The following is a 16847-nucleotide window of genomic DNA, read 5'->3' as shown; positions in this document are numbered from 1 at the left end:
AGATATGTTTGCGAATCAAATGCAGATCATGTTATATGTAGAGGACGTGCCCAAATCCGTTGCGTTTTGGCAATCATTGGGATTTGAAATCATTGATGAGCAAACGGCAGATGGGACTTCTGTCGTTGAAATAGCACCAAGCAGAGAATCAGATGCTCGTTTTGTGCTTTATGATAAAGGCTTTATTGAAGCCCATTCTCCTGAAGTAGCATTGAACTCACCATCGATCATGTTTTTTTCAGAAGATATCACAACGCTTTACAAGAAATTACTAGATACAAATGTAGAAGTTGGCGACCTGATCCAGATGGAAGAACGAATGGTCTTTAATTTTGCAGATCCAGATGGTAATTACTTTGCTGTTTCTGGAAAATAAAAAAAAGAGAATTCCCAGTACTTAACTGGAGAATTCTCTTTTTTTTATTCAATCAATTAACGTTCAAAATTCAAACTATTTCTTACCATGTGCAGCGATAGCTCCTGTATCAAAAGCTTCTCGCATGTCTTTTTTAAAATGGATCCATTGTTGATGCAGCCAATTCATCTTCTCGCTCCTTTAGTTGGTTTTATTATAAGGAAAGGGCTAACAGTTGTAAAGTTTCGCTGGCTTTTTTATAATAATTTAAAGAAGGGGATGAACCCAAATGAAAAAACTCATTTACGTCATTAGTGATATCCACGGGATGTATGATCTTTTTAAAAAACTTTTATTGGATTACGATCCATCACTGCATCAGCTTGTTCTGATTGGGGACTTGAATGATCGAGGGCCACGAAGTAAAGAGTGTCTCTTGTTGGGTAAACAATTGGTGGAAGAGACAGGAGCGATTTATTTGCGCGGGAACCATGAAGAATATTTTCTGCAATTTTTGAACGCACCAGAAGACTGGTATTCCGCTTATGTCCGCAATGGAGGCAAGGAGACGATGGAAAGTCTTTTACATCCGGGAGCAACAGAAGAGTACTCGCCAACTGAGATTGCATTAATGATCCGGAGTCGCTACCGTGACTTAGTGGCGTTTTTGATGGCAAGGCCGCTTTCTTATGAATGGCAAAAATATCTTTTTGTTCATGCTGGTGTTGATTTGACCAAGAGGCATTGGCAGGATACTTCTGACCATGATTTTATCTGGATCCGAGAGCCATTTCATACTGGAGAAAATCATACGGGAAAAACAATCGTCTTTGGGCATACCATCACACCCATGCTTCATGGTGACATGGAAACAACGGATTTATGGTTTCATGATAATAAGATTGGTATCGATGGAGGGGCAGTTTTTGGTGGTTCTGTTCACGGCGTGATTTTTGATGAAGACGGCATTGTACAAGATATTGAATACCAAAATTTAACTGGCCCTTGGCATCCAGACTTTTAAAAAACTCTTCTAATCATAGAGGAATCTATGTGTCATTATGACTATTGGGTCTAAAGGTCCTTGGAAAAAGATAGGGTATACAAACTATTTCCAAACAGATTAGTTAAGATGGATCCGCATAGTAAAAAGGAAACATCCATGCTTGGTAATAACTAAGGCTTTCGAGGACGTTGAAGAAAGATTTTGAATGTAGATGACACTTCCTGCTGATGATTCAGCGGAAGTGTTTTTTGCTGGTTTATACCTTGAGCTTTAATTTCGCACCTCATGTTCTGTATGTTCTGTTTTTAGCCTGTTACTTACGTCTCTTTTCTGAGGTGTCTTTTTTATGTTAAACTTTTTATGTTAAACTTAGAGCAGTTAAATTGAAAGGTGAACGAATATGGCAGAATTAAATCATGATGTGTTGCACTTACTAATGCAGGAAACCACATCTTACAATCAACGACAAATCACGAAAGTACTGGAACTGCTCCATGAAGGAAACACCGTTCCGTTTATCGCTCGCTACCGCAAAGAAATGACTAGCGGTTTAGATGAGGTACAAATTCGTGAAATTGAAGAGCGCTATCAATATCTGGAGAATTTGGAAAAACGCAAGCAAGAAGTTGCTCGGTTGATCGACGAACAAGGAAAATTGACTAGTGAATTGGCGCAATCGATTCAGCAAGCAACAAAAATGCAGCAGGTCGAAGATCTTTATCGTCCTTACAAACAAAAACGGCGTACGAAAGCAACTATTGCAAAAGAAAATGGCTTGCAGCCGTTAGCTGACTGGATAGCGGCATTTCCAACAACAGGAGATGTCTATGCAAAAGCGGCAGAATTTACCAATGAAGCCATCCCTGACCCTGAATCTGCGTTACAAGGTGCCCACGAGATCATTGCTGAAACCATTGGTGATGAGCCGATCTATCGTTCTTGGATCAGAAGTTATTTTGCAAATAAGGGAAGTTACACGAGTACACTTCGCGATGCTGAAAAGGATGAGAAAGGTGTTTATGAAATGTATTACGATTTTCAGCACCCCATCAATAAAATGGTTTCTCATCGTATTTTGGCAACGAATCGCGGTGAAAAAGAAGATGTTTTAAAGGTTGCCTTAGTTGTCGATGAGTCAAAAATCACTGATTATTTTGAACGGCAACTCATTAAGCTCGCCAATTCACCAGCAACTCCATTTGTTCGTGAGGCTTATCTTGATGCTTATAAACGATTCATTGCACCATCGATTGAGCGGGAAATCCGCAATGAATTAACAGAGAAAGCAGATGAACAAGCAATTGCCATCTTCGGTGAAAACTTGCGAAATCTTTTGCTGCAGCCACCTTTAAAAGGAAAAATCGTCTTAGGGTTTGACCCGGCTTACCGAACAGGCTGTAAATTAGCTGTGATTGATGAAACTGGGAAAGTATTAGCCATCGAAGTTATTTACCCTCATAAACCGGCACCGATGAATAAACGCCAAGCAGCTGGTCCAGCACTGCAACGTTTGATCAATCGATACGGTGTCCAAATGATCGCTATTGGGAATGGGACGGCAAGTCGTGAATCAGAACAATTCGTTGCCGAACAATTGAAACAAATCGATCATGAAGCATTTTATGTGATTGTGAATGAAGCGGGTGCATCCGTGTATTCCGCCAGCCCAATCGCCCGTCAAGAATTTCCGGATCTACAGGTGGAAGAACGCAGCGCCATTAGTATCGGGCGCCGACTCCAAGATCCTTTAGCTGAACTGGTCAAAATCGATCCTCAATCTGTAGGGGTTGGTCAATACCAGCACGATGTTTCACAAAAACGATTGAGTGACCAACTTGATTTTGTGGTCGAAACTGCCGTCAACCAAGTAGGGGTCGATGTCAATACTGCTAGTCCTCAACTGCTGCAGCATGTCTCAGGATTGAATAAAACGACTGCACAAAATATTGTTGCTTACAGAGAAGAAAACGGTAGCTTCACGCAAAGAAGCCAATTAAAAAAGGTGCCTCGTTTAGGACCTAAAGCTTATGAACAAGCGATTGGATTTTTGCGGATCCCTGGTGGGAAGAATATTTTAGACAACACTGGAATCCATCCGGAAAGTTATACTGCAGCCAAAGAAATTTTAGAAGTTGCTGGAGTTAAACTAACTCAACTAGGAGCCCAATCAGCAGAAGCCAAAGAACGACTCGCACAGTTAAATGTTGCTGATCTTTCTAAACAACTAGCGATCGGAAAAGAAACGATCACAGATATCTTGAAATCACTGATGCAACCTGGAAGAGATATGCGAGATGAGATGCCGGCACCATTATTGCGTAAAGATGTCCTGAGCATGGAAGACCTTAAACCAGGAATGGAATTGATGGGAACTGTCCGGAATGTGATTGACTTTGGTGCGTTTGTTGATATTGGTGTCAAACAAGATGGTTTGGTTCATTTATCAAAATTAAGCCGAAATTTTGTCAAGCATCCGAAAGACGTTGTCGCTGTCGGAGATATCGTTACTGTCTGGATTGAACAAGTCGATACCACGAAAGGCCGAATCAGCCTGACAATGGTTGATCCAACACACGGAAAATGACCACCAAAGAATTGCAGCAGCTCGTTGAAAAAGTTTCTCTAGAATCGTTTGGCAAACCATTTCAACATGAGGCGTATTTCAATGGGCGGCTAAAGACCACCGGTGGACGTTATCACTTAAGCGATCATCATTTAGATTTCAATCCGCATTTATTAGCTGAATTTGGTGTAGATACATTCATTCAAATCATCAAGCATGAGTTGTGTCACTATCATCTGCATTTAGCTGGCAAAGGCTACCGACACCGAGATCCAGAATTCAAAGCTCTTTTGGCAGCTACTGGTGGACTTCGTTATGCTCCAAGTATGATGAAAAATACGAAGCATCAGTACCAGTGTCAACAATGTGGAGCTGTGATCAAGCGAACGAGAAGGCTGAACACTAAACGTTTTGGCTGTGGAAAGTGTCGCGGACGCTTGAAAGAAATAGCGATTTGAGCAAAAAGTCAAGCCCAAAAACAAAACTCGTTGCTATTTTTTTCATTTTGTATGATAATGTAGGACGTGCAACAAATCTAAATGTTAATAAACATGCGTTTATTGTAATGTGAACTTGAGAAAAGAGGATTTTAAAAAATGGAAAATCAAGACAAAGTATATCATTTTGTTGGAATCAAAGGTTCCGGCATGAGTTCATTGGCTTTGGTTCTGCATGAAAAGGGCTATCATGTACAAGGTTCAGATGTGGAAGAGTACTTCTTTACACAGCGTGATCTGGAAAAAGCCGGAATCACATTACTGCCTTTCGATAAAGAGAATATTCAGCCAGAAATGGTGATTATCCAAGGAAATGCCTTTCCGGATACCCACGAAGAAATCCTTCGTGCGAAGGAATTAGGGTTAGAAATTACGCGTTACCATGATTTTATTGGTAAATTCATTCAACCTTACACAAGTATTGCAGTCACTGGTTCTCATGGTAAAACCAGTACGACAGGTCTATTGTCCCATGTGTTGAGCGGTGTTCGTCCAACTAGTTTTCTGATTGGCGATGGAACAGGTCATGGAGACCCTAACGCAGAGTTCTTCTCATTTGAAGCCTGTGAATATCGTCGTCACTTTTTAGCGTATTCTCCAGATTATGCGATCATGACGAATATCGATTTTGATCACCCTGATTATTATCAATCGATCGACGATGTTTTCTCAGCTTTTCAATCGATGGCCAAGCAAGTCAAAAAAGGAATCTTTGCGTTTGGTGACGATGCCTATTTAAGAAAATTAGAAGCAGATGTACCGATCTATTATTATGGTGTGAATGATGATGATGATGTACAAGCAAAAAACATTCAGCGTACAACGACAGGTTCTGAGTTCGATGCCTATATCCATAACGAAAACATCGGTCATTTCGTGTTACCGGCATTTGGCCAACATAATATCAACAACGCTTTAGGGGTCATTGCAGTAGCCTATAAAGAAGGGCTGGATATGACAGAAGTTGCGGAAGAAATGTTGTCATTTCCTGGTGTTAAACGTCGTTTCAGTGAGAAGAAAGTCGCTGATATGACAATCGTTGATGATTATGCTCATCATCCGGCAGAAATCAGAGCAACAATTGACGGCGCACGCCAAAAATATCCTGAAAAAGAAATTATCGCTGTTTTCCAACCCCATACCTTTACCCGAACGATTGCATTGATGGACGAATTCGCAGAGGCATTGGATCTAGCCGATAGCGTTTATCTATGCGATATCTTTGGCTCGGCTCGGGAATCTCGCGGCGATGTGAAAATTGAAGATCTTGGGAACAAGATTCAAAAGGGTGGACAAGTGATCAAAGAAGAGAATGTTTCACCATTATTGGATCATCAAGATGCTGTGATCATTTTCATGGGTGCTGGGGACGTACAAAAGTTTGAATCAGCCTATGAAAAGTTGTTGAGTAATACGACTCGAAACGTGTTATAAAAAATACGGAGCGATGACCAAATCAAATCACCCGAGCAGATCAACGAAACAAATGGTATCTCATTTGCACTGGCTGTCAACAGAACTATGATACAAAATCAACCAGTGAGACCTACTATTTAGCCTTCGTTGCTATTGCTCGCATCGATTTGACAAAAGTCAGCGCCCCGTTTTTGCTTTTTTGGGACATCGCACCACGAACTTGCACTTTTATCTGCATCTGATAAAATGAAATCAGAGTAAAATTATTTATTTTGGAGGAAATAAATTTGAACATTGGTAAACCGCGAAAATTAGGTAAGAAAATTGATGAAATCGAGGAAGGCGATTCGTTATCTTTAACAGAATCGATCGAAGACTGTCAGCTTTTGTTGTATCTCGGTTTGACAAATGATGCCAATCCGCTTTATATTCAGCATGACTATACCCAAAAAACAGAATACCAACGGCCAATCGTGCCTTCGGTAATGTTGATGGGGATTATTACAAGTGCGATTTCTAAACATTTGCCAGGACCAGGTTCTCATGTGGTGAATTTTTCGGTGAACTTTATTGAACCTGTTTTTCATTATGAGACGTTGACCTTCGATTTCGAAGTGATCAAAGTCGATAAGATGAAAGACGTAGTGACGATCTCTGTTGAAGCTGTCAATACGCAAGAAGATCGTGTGTTGGATGCAGTAGTGATGGTCCAACCTCCAAAAATCGTAGAGGAAGGTGAAGAAAATGAACAATGAAGTAGTTAATGCCCAAGGGCTCAATCGTTTTTATTCCAAAGTCTATCTATTTTTTGCTGTAGGACTAGGAATCAGCGCAGTGTCTGCCTACTTTTTCGGACAAGTATTTGCAGAACAAACAATGAATTTTATCCGTAATTTTCCACTAGGCTTTACAGGGTTATGGATCCTTCAAATTATTTTGGTCTTGGTCTTAGGCGCAAAAGCGCAAAAGAATCCTTCGCTGACCATAGCAGGATATCTGGTTTACTCCCTTTTAAATGGGGTGACGCTGTCAGTTACACTAATGTATTATGACTTCGGATCGATCGCAGGTGCATTTGTTTCCGCAGCGATCACTTTCGGCGTAATGTCAGCATTTGGTATCATGACAAAACGTGATTTAAGTGTTGTGGGACGAATCGGCTACGGCATATTGATCGGGATCATCATTTCGACATTGCTGAATGTGTTTATTTTGCATAGTGGTCCAGTTGACTTTTTCTTGTCGATCGTGACAGTATTTGTCTTTATGGGAATCACAGCCTATGACAACCAACAGATCCGTAATCTATACCAAGCGACGAATGGCCAAGCAAATACTGGAATGGCTGTCTTCATGGCATTACAGTTGTATCTTGACTTTATCAACTTGTTCTTAGCGATTTTGCGAATCTTTGGTAAAAACAACTAATGAGGAAATGCGAGGAAACTCGCATTTTTTTTTGCAATTGGCTTAATCGAACAAAGGCAATCCATCGCTTTTCATGGATTTCTTTGATAGAATAAGAGAGAACTTTTGAGGTGAGGAGTTATTCAAATGACAAAAAATAAATTATTGCTAGTTGACGGAAATAGTGTCGCATTTCGGGCTTTTTTTGCACTGCACAATTCATTGGAACGTTTTAAAAACAACAATGGTTTGCATACCAATGCGATTTACGCTTTTCACACCATGTTTGAAAATGTAATGGCAAAAGAACAGCCAACTCATGTCCTGGTGGCTTTCGACGCGGGCAAAACAACTTTTCGGACTGCGATGTATGAGGAATATAAAGGCGGCCGTTCAAAAACGCCTGGAGAATTCAAGGAACAAATGCCCTATATTCGCGAATTGATCACCGCTTTAGGTGTTCAGTATTATGAACTGGACAATTATGAAGCGGATGATATTATCGGCACATTGGCACAAAAAGTTGACAAAGAGCAATTTGATGTTGTGGTATTATCTGGAGATCGCGATTTGACCCAATTGGCTACCGACCATGTGAAGGTTGATATCACAGTAAAGGGTGTCAGCGAGATCGAAAGTTATACGCCAGAACATGTTGCAGAAAAATATGATGGTTTAGCGCCATTACAGATCATTGACATGAAAGGATTAGCTGGAGATGCCTCTGACAACATTCCCGGTGTCACAAAAATCGGTGAAAAGACGGCCATCAAACTTTTGAAAGAATATGGTTCAGTTGAAGGAATCTACGAGCATATCGATGAGATGAAACCAAGCAAGATGAAAGAAAACTTGCTCAATGATAAAGAGACAGCCTTTTTGTCAAAAAAATTGGCAACGATCGATGTGGATGCGCCAGTGGATGTGGCCATTGATTCATTGAAGTACGAAGGAAAAGATCTGGATAAATTGATTCCATTCTATCAAGAAATGAACTTCAATTCTTTCTTGGAAAAATTAAATGTGGTGACTGAACCGGAAGAAATGGAAGATATTCTTTTTGACGTTGTAACAGAGGTCACTCCGGAAATGTTTACTGAGGATATGGCTCTTTATATCGAGATGCTGGGCGATAACTATCATTTAGAAGATATCGTTGGTGTCGCTTGGGGGAATCAGCAAAAAATTTATGTGACCAATCAAGATGATCTCTTTGAAAATGAGTATTTTATTGCTTGGCTAAAAAATGCCTCTTCACAGAAGAAAGTCTATGATGCAAAACGAACGTATGTGGCGCTGAATCGTTATGCGACTGCACCACAAGGGATTGTCTTTGATACATTATTAGCTGCTTACTTGCTAGATACCAATGATTCAAATAATGATATTGCAGGTGTTGCTAAGCATTATGGATTTGATGCGATTCAATCGGACGAAGCTATCTATGGCAAAGGTGCGAAACGAGGACTACCGGCAGATGAAGAAGTCTTTTTCGCTCATTTAGCTCGAAAAGTTGCGGCGATCAACTACCTTTCTGTCCGTTTGGCGAAAGAGCTAGCAGAGAAAAATCAGACTGCACTCTTTACTGATATGGAATTGCCATTATCAAAAATTTTAGCAGAGATGGAAATCACTGGGATTCGCGTGGACGCTTCTCGTTTGCATCAGATGAAGGGCGAATTTGCAGAACGTTTGCATGAAATCGAACAAAAGATTTATCAAGAAGCTGGCGAAGAATTCAATTTAAATTCGCCAAAACAATTAGGCGTGATTTTATTTGAAAAAATGGGGCTGCCAGTGATCAAGAAAACTAAGACTGGCTATTCAACGGCAGTGGATGTTTTGGAACAGTTGAAGGAACAGGCACCGATCGTCGAAGACATTTTGATCTATCGTCAAATTGCCAAAATCCAATCCACCTATGTGGAAGGACTGCTTAAAGTGATTCAAGGAGATGGCAAAGTCCATACCCGTTACGTGCAGACTTTAACACAAACTGGACGTTTGAGTTCCGTTGATCCAAATCTGCAGAATATCCCAATCCGATTAGAAGAAGGGCGGAAAATTCGAGAAGCCTTTGTTCCAAGAGCCAAAGATTGGGTCATTTATTCTTCGGATTATTCTCAGATCGAGCTGCGGGTTTTAGCCCATATCTCGAATGATGAGCATTTAAAAGCGGCCTTTGTAGAAGGACAAGATATTCATTCAAGTACCGCTATGCGAGTCTTTGGGATCTCCACTCCAGAAGAAGTTACACCAAACATGCGACGTCAAGCAAAAGCGGTCAACTTTGGGATCGTTTATGGTATCTCTGATTATGGACTCTCCCAAAATCTTGGGATCACTCGCAAAGCGGCGCAGCAATATATTGATACCTACTTTGAAAAATATCCAGGGGTCAAAACTTATATGGAAGAAGTTGTCCGTGAAGCGAAAGACAAAGGCTATGTGGAAACATTGTATCATCGTCGTCGCTATTTACCAGATATCAATTCCCGCAATTTTAATTTGCGGACATTCGCGGAACGTACAGCAATCAATACACCGATCCAAGGCAGTGCCGCAGATATTTTGAAAATTGCCATGATTGATTTGGATCGTCGTCTAAAGGATGAAAAATTACAAGCAACGATGCTTTTACAAGTCCACGATGAACTTGTCTTCGAAGTACCAGAAGATGAATTAGAACGCTTAGATGCTCTTGTCAAAGAAGTCATGGAAAATGCTGTTTCACTGCATGTGCCATTGTTGACAGATAGTAACTGGGGCAAAACGTGGTATGAAGCAAAATAAATGAGGTGAAATGTTGTGCCGGAATTACCAGAAGTGGAAACAGTTCGCAGAGGACTAGAGAAACTGATTTTAAATAAAACGATCAAAGAAATGGAGATTCGTTGGCCCCGGATCATTGAATCTCCAGAAGTACCGATTTTTGCAGCGATGCTAAAAGGACAACAATTTCAAGCTTTTGATCGTCGAGGCAAATTCTTGATTTTCAAATTGACCGATTATGATCTGATTTCCCATTTACGCATGGAAGGCAAGTATGAATTTTTTGAAAAAGAAGGGGTGCCGGACAAACACACGCATGTGATTTTTCAATTCACTGATGGCAGTGAATTGCATTATCGGGACGTGCGAAAATTTGGACGTATGACTTTAGTTGAAAAAGACCAGAGCAGTACGTATAAAGGAATCATGCAGTTGGGGCCGGAACCATTGCCGGAACTGTTTCTGTTGACAGACTTTACTCGTGACCTAAAGAAATCAAAAAAAGCCATCAAGCCGCTGCTTTTAGATCAAAAGCTTGTGACAGGTTTAGGCAATATCTATGTGGATGAGGCTTTATGGGAAGCAAAGATTCATCCCGAGCAATCGGCAGCGACACTGAATGAAGCCGAAATTAACTTGTTGCATCGGGCGATCATTGATGTCTTAGCCCGAGCAGTGGAGGCAGGAGGCACAACGATTCGGACCTATTTGAATGCGTTAGGCGAAGCGGGGCATTTCCAAGTCTCTCTACACGTTTATGGTCAAACCGGCAATCCTTGTGTCCGCTGTGGTACCCCGATCGTAAAAACAAAAGTTGCACAACGAGGGACCCACTATTGTCCATTCTGCCAGCAATTACACGCGGGGACAGAAAGATGAGCTTGGTTGTAGGTGTAACGGGCGGGATTGCTACTGGCAAGAGTACCGTTGTCAAGTGCTTTGAAGAAGCTGGTATCCCAATCATCGATGCTGATATCGTTGCTCGCGAAGTGGTGGAGCCAGGGATGCCAGGGCTTGAAAAAATCGAAACTGTTTTTGGGCCAGAGGTCATCAATCCCGATGGGACACTAGCTCGGAAAAAATTAGGAAAAATCATTTTTGCGGATGACAATAAACGGGAATTGCTGAACCGCACATTAGGACCCTTTATCCGTAAAGAAATCCTACGACAGATTGAAGTCATGAAAGCAAAAGCTGATCTTGTGATCGTAGATATTCCTTTGTTATACGAAACTGGTTATGAATCCCTGCTAGATCAAGTAGCGGTGGTCTATCTTCCGGAATCGATCCAGTTGCAGCGACTGATGAAGCGAGACCATTTAACCAGCATCGAAGCCCAACAACGTATCAATAGTCAAATGCCAATAGAAGAGAAGCGCAAACGGGCAGATATCCTCTTTGACAATCAAGGAACCATTGAAGAAGTTAAGACGCAAGTACAAGAATGGCTTGCTAAAAGAAAGAATTAAGACAGAGACACCGGCACAAAGGAGCCCCCTTTATTTCTGAAAAGCTAACAGTTGACGCATTATTTTGTCGTTTGCTGGAAACTGAAGTTAGAAAGGATATCTGGAAAGAGGCTTTGGTTGTCGCTGTCTCTTTTTTTGTTTCATTTTTTGTTTAGTGAGTTGCTTTTTGGTAAAACTGCCAGACGATCGGAAGTGACTTCATGGAAAAAAACAGGTTTCCCATAAAAAGCAGATAACGTTTTTTCGTTAAAAATTTGCTGGCGCTTGCCAGAAGCGTGGATTTTACCATTTTTCAGCATCATGATATGGTCAAAAATCGGTAAAATCTCTTCTGTATGGTGGGTCACATAAATCAACGTAGGTGATTCCTTGTGCGCCATCTCGCCAATTCGACTTAGCAATTCTTCTCGAGCAAAAAGATCCAATCCATTACAAGGTTCATCTAAAATCAACAATTCGGGATTTGCCATCAAAGCGCGGCTGATTAAGACTAATTGACGTTCCCCTTGAGATAACTGATGAAATGGCTGGCCAATCAGTTGACTGCCGCCAGTTGAACAAAGAATGGCAATAGCTTGGTTCAAGTCTTTCATTTGGTAGTCTTCATAAATACCGATACTAGCATATTTTCCCGATAGAACGACCATTTCTGAGAGCTCCTGAGCAGGAATCTTCTCTTGCAAGGTCGCACTTATCCAACCAATTCTGCGTTGAAGGTCTGGCACAGATGTTTTTCCGTAGACTTGACCTAGGACTTGCCGTTTGCCAGAAGTCGGCCAGATCATCCCAATGATCAGTTGTAATAAAAGTGTTTTGCCAGCACCATTTAATCCTAAAAGTGCCCAATGCTGATTTTTAGCAATTTGCCAGTTGATGTCTTGCAACAAAACAGTTTGCTTGCGAACCAACTGGATGTCTTCAAAATTTAAGATGTCCATAAACTGCTCCTTGTCAAAGAATATTCTGAAAATTTGATTCAGTATACCATATCTTTAAATGAAGCGCATACGTATCTTTTGTCAATCGAAGAAATTCTTGCTATGCTAATAAAAAAGGAGGAATCATCATGGGATCATTGAAAGACGAAAAAGATGTAATTGTTGGTTCTGCAAAAGAAAAAATTGGTGAATGGATCAATAATGAAAAAATGGAACAAGAAGGAAAAGAACAGGCAAATGAAGCAAAAGCCAAAAAAGATCACCGTCAACAACAGGTAGACGAAATTGAGGATCGGCATGATGAATTAGATGCTCAACCAGGTGATAAAACATCAGAAACACTTGGTCGGGACCGATTGCTAAACGAAAATGAAGACACAGATGCTGCAAAGATCTCTTCAACCGAACGACGGGATGCTGATCATTTGAAACATTATACAGGAATCGAAGAAAAACTCTAGACAGGATCTGGAGTTTTTTTTATGATAAACCATATTCGTCAATCAATATAAATAGATAAAAAAGAAGGAAATCCTGTTTTAAAAGGTATCAATAATTCCACTTTGACAAGAAAAGAATGCTGTCTGCGGACAATGATTGACAACCCCTGAAGGAAAAACTATAATAGCCAATGACTTTCCACAAAAAAAGGGAAGTCCAGGAGGTGGTCAACAAATGCTGAATTCTGCATTGTCCTTGACTGTGGTCAGAGGAATTTATCAGTAATATCTTTTGTTTTTTCATTAAAGAGAGGATCGATATCTATTATGACCACCATTGAACCCTATCAATTTCATTTCATCAAACATCAAGTCCAACAATTAGTTCGGACTTATCAGTCTGTTAATGATCGCCATACGATTCGCACAGTTGAAATGTTAACTAAAGAAGCCATTCAACCATTTTTTTCTGAGGAGGACAAAGAAGCACAGTCTCTGATTCGTCAATTTTTTGATTCATCTTTGACGATGTCAAAGAGCTTGACCATTCTTGAAGCACTAAAAAAGAATGTCCGACCTTTTCAAGTGCCTTCAGTCAAACAAACAGAGAAACTGTTTCGTAAAGTAAAAAAATTAAAAGTACCTGATTTTTCCCAAACAGACCTTCGTGATTATACGTATTTGGCTTGGGATGACATCGGCAGTCAAAGTAAATTTATGATCGTAAATACTCAAAAAGGCTACCAAGGAATCTATGGTCATTTATCTACAGAAGTAAAAAAAGGAATCTGTCCTTTATGTCAGCATGAGTCTACTGTCTCCATGTTTTTATCGTTGACAAAAAGTGGTGGCGATGGAACATACACCAAACGAGGAAATTACATTTGTCGCGACAGTGAGCAATGCAACCAACAAATGGAACAACGGGAAACTCTGGATGAGTTTGTGTCACTGTTACAAATGAGATAAGGAGGAGAACGACAGAATTGATTCTGTCGTTTTTCTTTTGTGGCTAAAAAAACACCCGTCACATTATTTAAAATTTGTAATATTTCTTTCGCTTGAAAGACTTTACCTATTAGATAAAAGAATTTCATGTTATAATTAAGCATATAAATCATCGCTGTCTCGCCATCATTCGAGACACGGAAGAGAGAACGGGGTGGAACTATGCAATGTCCAAAATGTCATCATAACAATTCTCGAGTGATTGATAGCCGCCAAGCCGACGATGGTCGCGTGATTCGCCGCCGCCGCGAATGTGAAAACTGTGGTTATCGATTTACCACATTTGAACGAATTGAAGAAGCACCATTATTAGTTATTAAGAAAAATGGCGCTCGTGAAGAATTTAATCGTGAAAAGATATTAAGAGGGTTGATACGCTCTGCTGAAAAAAGACCCGTTACAATGGAACAAATGGAAAAAATTGTTGATCATGTGGAGAATCGTGTGCGAGCACTAGGTGAAAATGAAGTTTCGACAACGATGATTGGCGAATATGTCATGGAAGATCTAGTCGACTTAGATGAGATTGCTTACATTCGGTTTGCTAGTGTCTACCGCCAATTCAAAGATATGTCAGTCTTCTTAAAAGAATTGCAGGACATCGTTGAAAAGGCAAAAGAACCAAGTGATCCGCAAGAAACAGCAGAGAATCAAGAAGAATAGGAGGTCCCTGAATGGTGGGCAACATATTACCAAATCAATTGTATCGTGTCTTCAAAAGTCGTCCACTAACAACTGAAGGGAAGGATGCGCTGATTCATCTTTATCAGCCAATCATCGAAAGTGATGCCTTAGCACTCTATCTGACACTGACTGCGGATCAGCAGGATCCGCAAGAAAGTGAGTTTATTCATCTAGATATTTTGAATGCGATGAATGTAGGGTTACAGCGTTTTATTCAAGCACGAAATAAGTTAGAAGGAATCGGCTTACTCAAAACGTTTGAAAAAGAAGATGACGAGTTAGGAATCACATTTTTGTATCACCTGCAAGAGCCAGTTCATGCGAGCGATTTCTTTCAAGATGAACTCTATAGTTTCTTATTGCTTAACCATGTTGGCGAGCGAAAGTTTCGACAACTTGTTTCATTGTTCCAACCAGCAAAATGGCAAGCAGAAGGCTATCAAGAAGTTACGGCTTCTTTTATGGATGCTTATCGCTTGGATACACAACAATTTGCAGCCAATGAAGAGGAATTACAGGAAGTCAATGGCAAATTCCAAGACACTCAAAGCAGACTGGTGTTAGATGAACAACAACTAGATTGGGATTTTCTTCTTTATGAAGCACAACGCCGCTACATCCGTGCAGACAATTTCGATAAAGATTTTCGGCAAAAACTACTCCTATACCATTCATTATACGGCTATGATGTGATGGAGCTGTTGGATCTGATGACAGATTCGGTTTCTTTAACTACTGGAAAAATCGATCAGAAGGCATTAGAACAATTGATTTTACAAAAAGCACGGACGCGTTTTACCAAAACTGTAAATAAAGTGGATCCCACTTCAGATGAAGAGATCCGACGATTTAATACATTAAAACAAAATGGGTATAGTGATAACGATCTAGCATTGATCCGCGAAAGTGAGAATAATGCGCCGATGGCATTCTTGAAAGCAATCAAAGCTGAAAAAAAGAGCTTTGTCACAGACTCCGAACAATGGCTGCTAAAAAGCTTAGTGGAACGCTCGCCATTATCCAATAGTGTGATCAATGTTCTTATTCATTATGTGTTAGTGGTAAAGAACAATGCGGCTTTGCCAGCAAGTTATGTCAATAACATTGCGGCACAATGGTCTGAATTGCAAGTAAAAACCGCGGAAGAAGCGATCAAGCATGTACGGGACTTAGTTAAAGAAGCAAAAGAAAAACGCACACGGCTGCAAAGCCCGTCTAAAAAGATCATTCGTGAAGAAAAACTGCCAAGCTGGGCCGAAAAACCAGTTGAAGAAACGACATTATCCCCAGAACGTCAGGCAGAGATCGACAAAAAACTGCAAGCCTACTTGCAAAAGAAAGCAGGTGACAATTAATGGAAGATGTTGGGAAGAATCTATCAAAAATTTTAGACAAACGAAACTATCGCGATCGTTTCTCAGAAATGATGGGGGACGTATTGAAAGATCCGGATGTCAAAGAATTCATTTCAGAACATCGGGAGGAACTGACAGATGCAGATATCCAAAAAAGTTATGCGAAACTCTATGAATTTGTTCAAGAAAAACGAAAGTTTCGTTTGAATGACCCTACGATGATTGCACCTGGATATGAGCCACGACTAGCGTTGAACTTTCATTTTATCGATGTCACTTATGTGCCCACGCAAGAGCTTTTAGCGCATCAACGACAAGAAGAGATCCGTAGTCGCATCAAAGCAATGGATATGCCGAAAGATATTCAAGAGTCCAATTTTGCTCAGTATGAAAGTACTCCCGGCCGGGGCGAAGCTTTGATGGCTGCAGTCGAGTTTATTGAAAACCTAAAAAACGATCCAAGGGCTTTTCACAAAGGATTATATCTGGTGGGTAGTTTTGGGATCGGCAAAACTTATTTACTAGGGGCAATTGCCCGGGACCTTGCGGAAGCAGGTTATACGACGACCCTTGTTCACTTCCCGACATTTGCTGTCGAAATGAAACAAGCAATCGGCAAAGACTTGGTTGGCGACAAACTCAATGCAGTTAAAAAAGCCCCCATCCTAATGATGGATGATATTGGTGCAGATGCCATGAGCAGCTGGATCCGTGATGAAGTCTTTGGTGTCATTCTGCAATATCGGATGCAAGAACAACTGCCAACGTTCTTTTCCTCCAACTTTTCCATGCAAGAGTTAGAGAAGCATCTATCCGTTACTCAACGTGGAGAATCAGAGCCATTGAAAGCCAAGCGGATCATGGAACGAATTCGTTACTTGACAAAAGAGATCCAAATGACTGGCAAAAATCGCCGGAATTCGGAAATATAGAAGAG

General features: G+C 40.6%; 16 protein-coding genes. 15 read left to right on the top strand and 1 reads right to left on the bottom strand.

All coding sequences use genetic code 11. From position 1 onward, the window contains the following. The first annotated feature begins 4 nt into the window (after positions 1–4). The 10 genes from IGJ28_RS11815 to coaE all read left to right on the top strand — a co-directional run bounded on the left by IGJ28_RS11815 (position 5) and on the right by coaE (position 11485). Positions 5–376, top strand: coding sequence for a VOC family protein (locus tag IGJ28_RS11815; protein ID WP_103299805.1), 372 nt, complete (start codon positions 5–7; stop codon positions 374–376). A gap of 268 nt (positions 377–644) precedes the next feature. Beyond that, the gene (locus IGJ28_RS11810; RefSeq protein WP_138371996.1) at positions 645–1379 is read left to right on the top strand and encodes a metallophosphoesterase family protein; all 735 of its coding nucleotides are present in this window, start codon (positions 645–647) and stop codon (positions 1377–1379) included. A gap of 382 nt (positions 1380–1761) precedes the next feature. Beyond that, positions 1762–3945 (top strand): Tex family protein, encoded by a 2184-nt coding sequence (locus IGJ28_RS11805; RefSeq protein WP_138371995.1) that lies wholly within the window; start codon positions 1762–1764, stop codon positions 3943–3945. Next, the gene (locus tag IGJ28_RS11800; protein WP_103299808.1) at positions 3942–4382 is read left to right on the top strand and encodes a SprT family protein; all 441 of its coding nucleotides are present in this window, start codon (positions 3942–3944) and stop codon (positions 4380–4382) included. Before IGJ28_RS11805 ends, IGJ28_RS11800 begins: the two co-directional genes overlap by 4 nt. 138 nt (positions 4383–4520) lie before the next feature. Beyond that, positions 4521–5855: a UDP-N-acetylmuramate--L-alanine ligase gene (gene murC, locus IGJ28_RS11795; protein WP_252711923.1), complete on the top strand. Its 1335-nt coding sequence runs from the start codon at positions 4521–4523 to the stop codon at positions 5853–5855. A 269-nt stretch (positions 5856–6124) separates the two neighbouring features. Beyond that, the gene (locus IGJ28_RS11790; RefSeq protein ID WP_438845409.1) at positions 6125–6592 is read left to right on the top strand and encodes a MaoC family dehydratase; all 468 of its coding nucleotides are present in this window, start codon (positions 6125–6127) and stop codon (positions 6590–6592) included. Beyond that, a complete protein-coding gene (locus IGJ28_RS11785; RefSeq protein WP_003126488.1) occupies positions 6573–7265 on the top strand; it encodes a Bax inhibitor-1/YccA family protein in 693 nt (230 codons plus the stop codon). The genes IGJ28_RS11790 and IGJ28_RS11785 overlap by 20 nt, the downstream gene beginning before the upstream one ends. 126 nt (positions 7266–7391) lie before the next feature. Then, the gene (gene polA / locus IGJ28_RS11780) at positions 7392–10037 is read left to right on the top strand and encodes a DNA polymerase I (protein ID WP_103299812.1); all 2646 of its coding nucleotides are present in this window, start codon (positions 7392–7394) and stop codon (positions 10035–10037) included. 15 nt (positions 10038–10052) lie between these two features. Further along, positions 10053–10895, top strand: a complete 843-nt coding sequence (gene mutM, locus IGJ28_RS11775) for a DNA-formamidopyrimidine glycosylase (protein ID WP_003126490.1) — start codon at positions 10053–10055, stop codon at positions 10893–10895. Beyond that, on the top strand, positions 10892–11485 hold the full coding sequence (coaE, locus tag IGJ28_RS11770; RefSeq protein ID WP_156247466.1) for a dephospho-CoA kinase: 594 nt from the start codon (positions 10892–10894) through the stop codon (positions 11483–11485). The genes mutM and coaE overlap by 4 nt, the downstream gene beginning before the upstream one ends. Positions 11486–11625: 140 nt before the next feature. Here the strand turns inward: coaE and IGJ28_RS11765 are convergent, their stop codons facing one another. After that, entirely contained in the window at positions 11626–12423 is a 798-nt protein-coding gene (locus IGJ28_RS11765; protein WP_003126492.1) for an ABC transporter ATP-binding protein, read from the bottom strand. Between the two features lie 128 nt (positions 12424–12551). Here IGJ28_RS11765 and IGJ28_RS11760 point away from each other — a divergent pair, with 128 nt between their 5' ends. The 5 genes from IGJ28_RS11760 (at position 12552) to dnaI (ending at position 16842) form a co-directional block, all read left to right on the top strand. Next, on the top strand, positions 12552–12884 hold the full coding sequence (locus IGJ28_RS11760; RefSeq protein WP_135172123.1) for a CsbD family protein: 333 nt from the start codon (positions 12552–12554) through the stop codon (positions 12882–12884). A gap of 306 nt (positions 12885–13190) precedes the next feature. Beyond that, positions 13191–13832: a FusB/FusC family EF-G-binding protein gene (locus tag IGJ28_RS11755; protein WP_138371989.1), complete on the top strand. Its 642-nt coding sequence runs from the start codon at positions 13191–13193 to the stop codon at positions 13830–13832. Positions 13833–14033: 201 nt separating this feature from the next. Then, positions 14034–14534: a transcriptional regulator NrdR gene (gene nrdR / locus IGJ28_RS11750; protein ID WP_103299819.1), complete on the top strand. Its 501-nt coding sequence runs from the start codon at positions 14034–14036 to the stop codon at positions 14532–14534. A 14-nt stretch (positions 14535–14548) separates the two neighbouring features. Then, positions 14549–15910, top strand: a complete 1362-nt coding sequence (locus tag IGJ28_RS11745; RefSeq protein ID WP_438845435.1) for a replication initiation and membrane attachment family protein — start codon at positions 14549–14551, stop codon at positions 15908–15910. Continuing rightward, positions 15910–16842, top strand: coding sequence for a primosomal protein DnaI (gene dnaI, locus IGJ28_RS11740; RefSeq protein ID WP_438845408.1), 933 nt, complete (start codon positions 15910–15912; stop codon positions 16840–16842). The genes IGJ28_RS11745 and dnaI overlap by 1 nt, the downstream gene beginning before the upstream one ends. Positions 16843–16847 lie beyond the last annotated feature (5 nt).

The organism is Enterococcus sp. AZ091 (genome assembly GCF_051714805.1).
In the GTDB taxonomy this organism is placed as follows: Bacteria; Bacillota; Bacilli; order Lactobacillales; family Enterococcaceae; genus Enterococcus_D; species Enterococcus_D gallinarum.
Note: the sequence above shows the minus strand (reverse complement) of the source record. Positions and strands in the feature narration are given on the sequence as shown.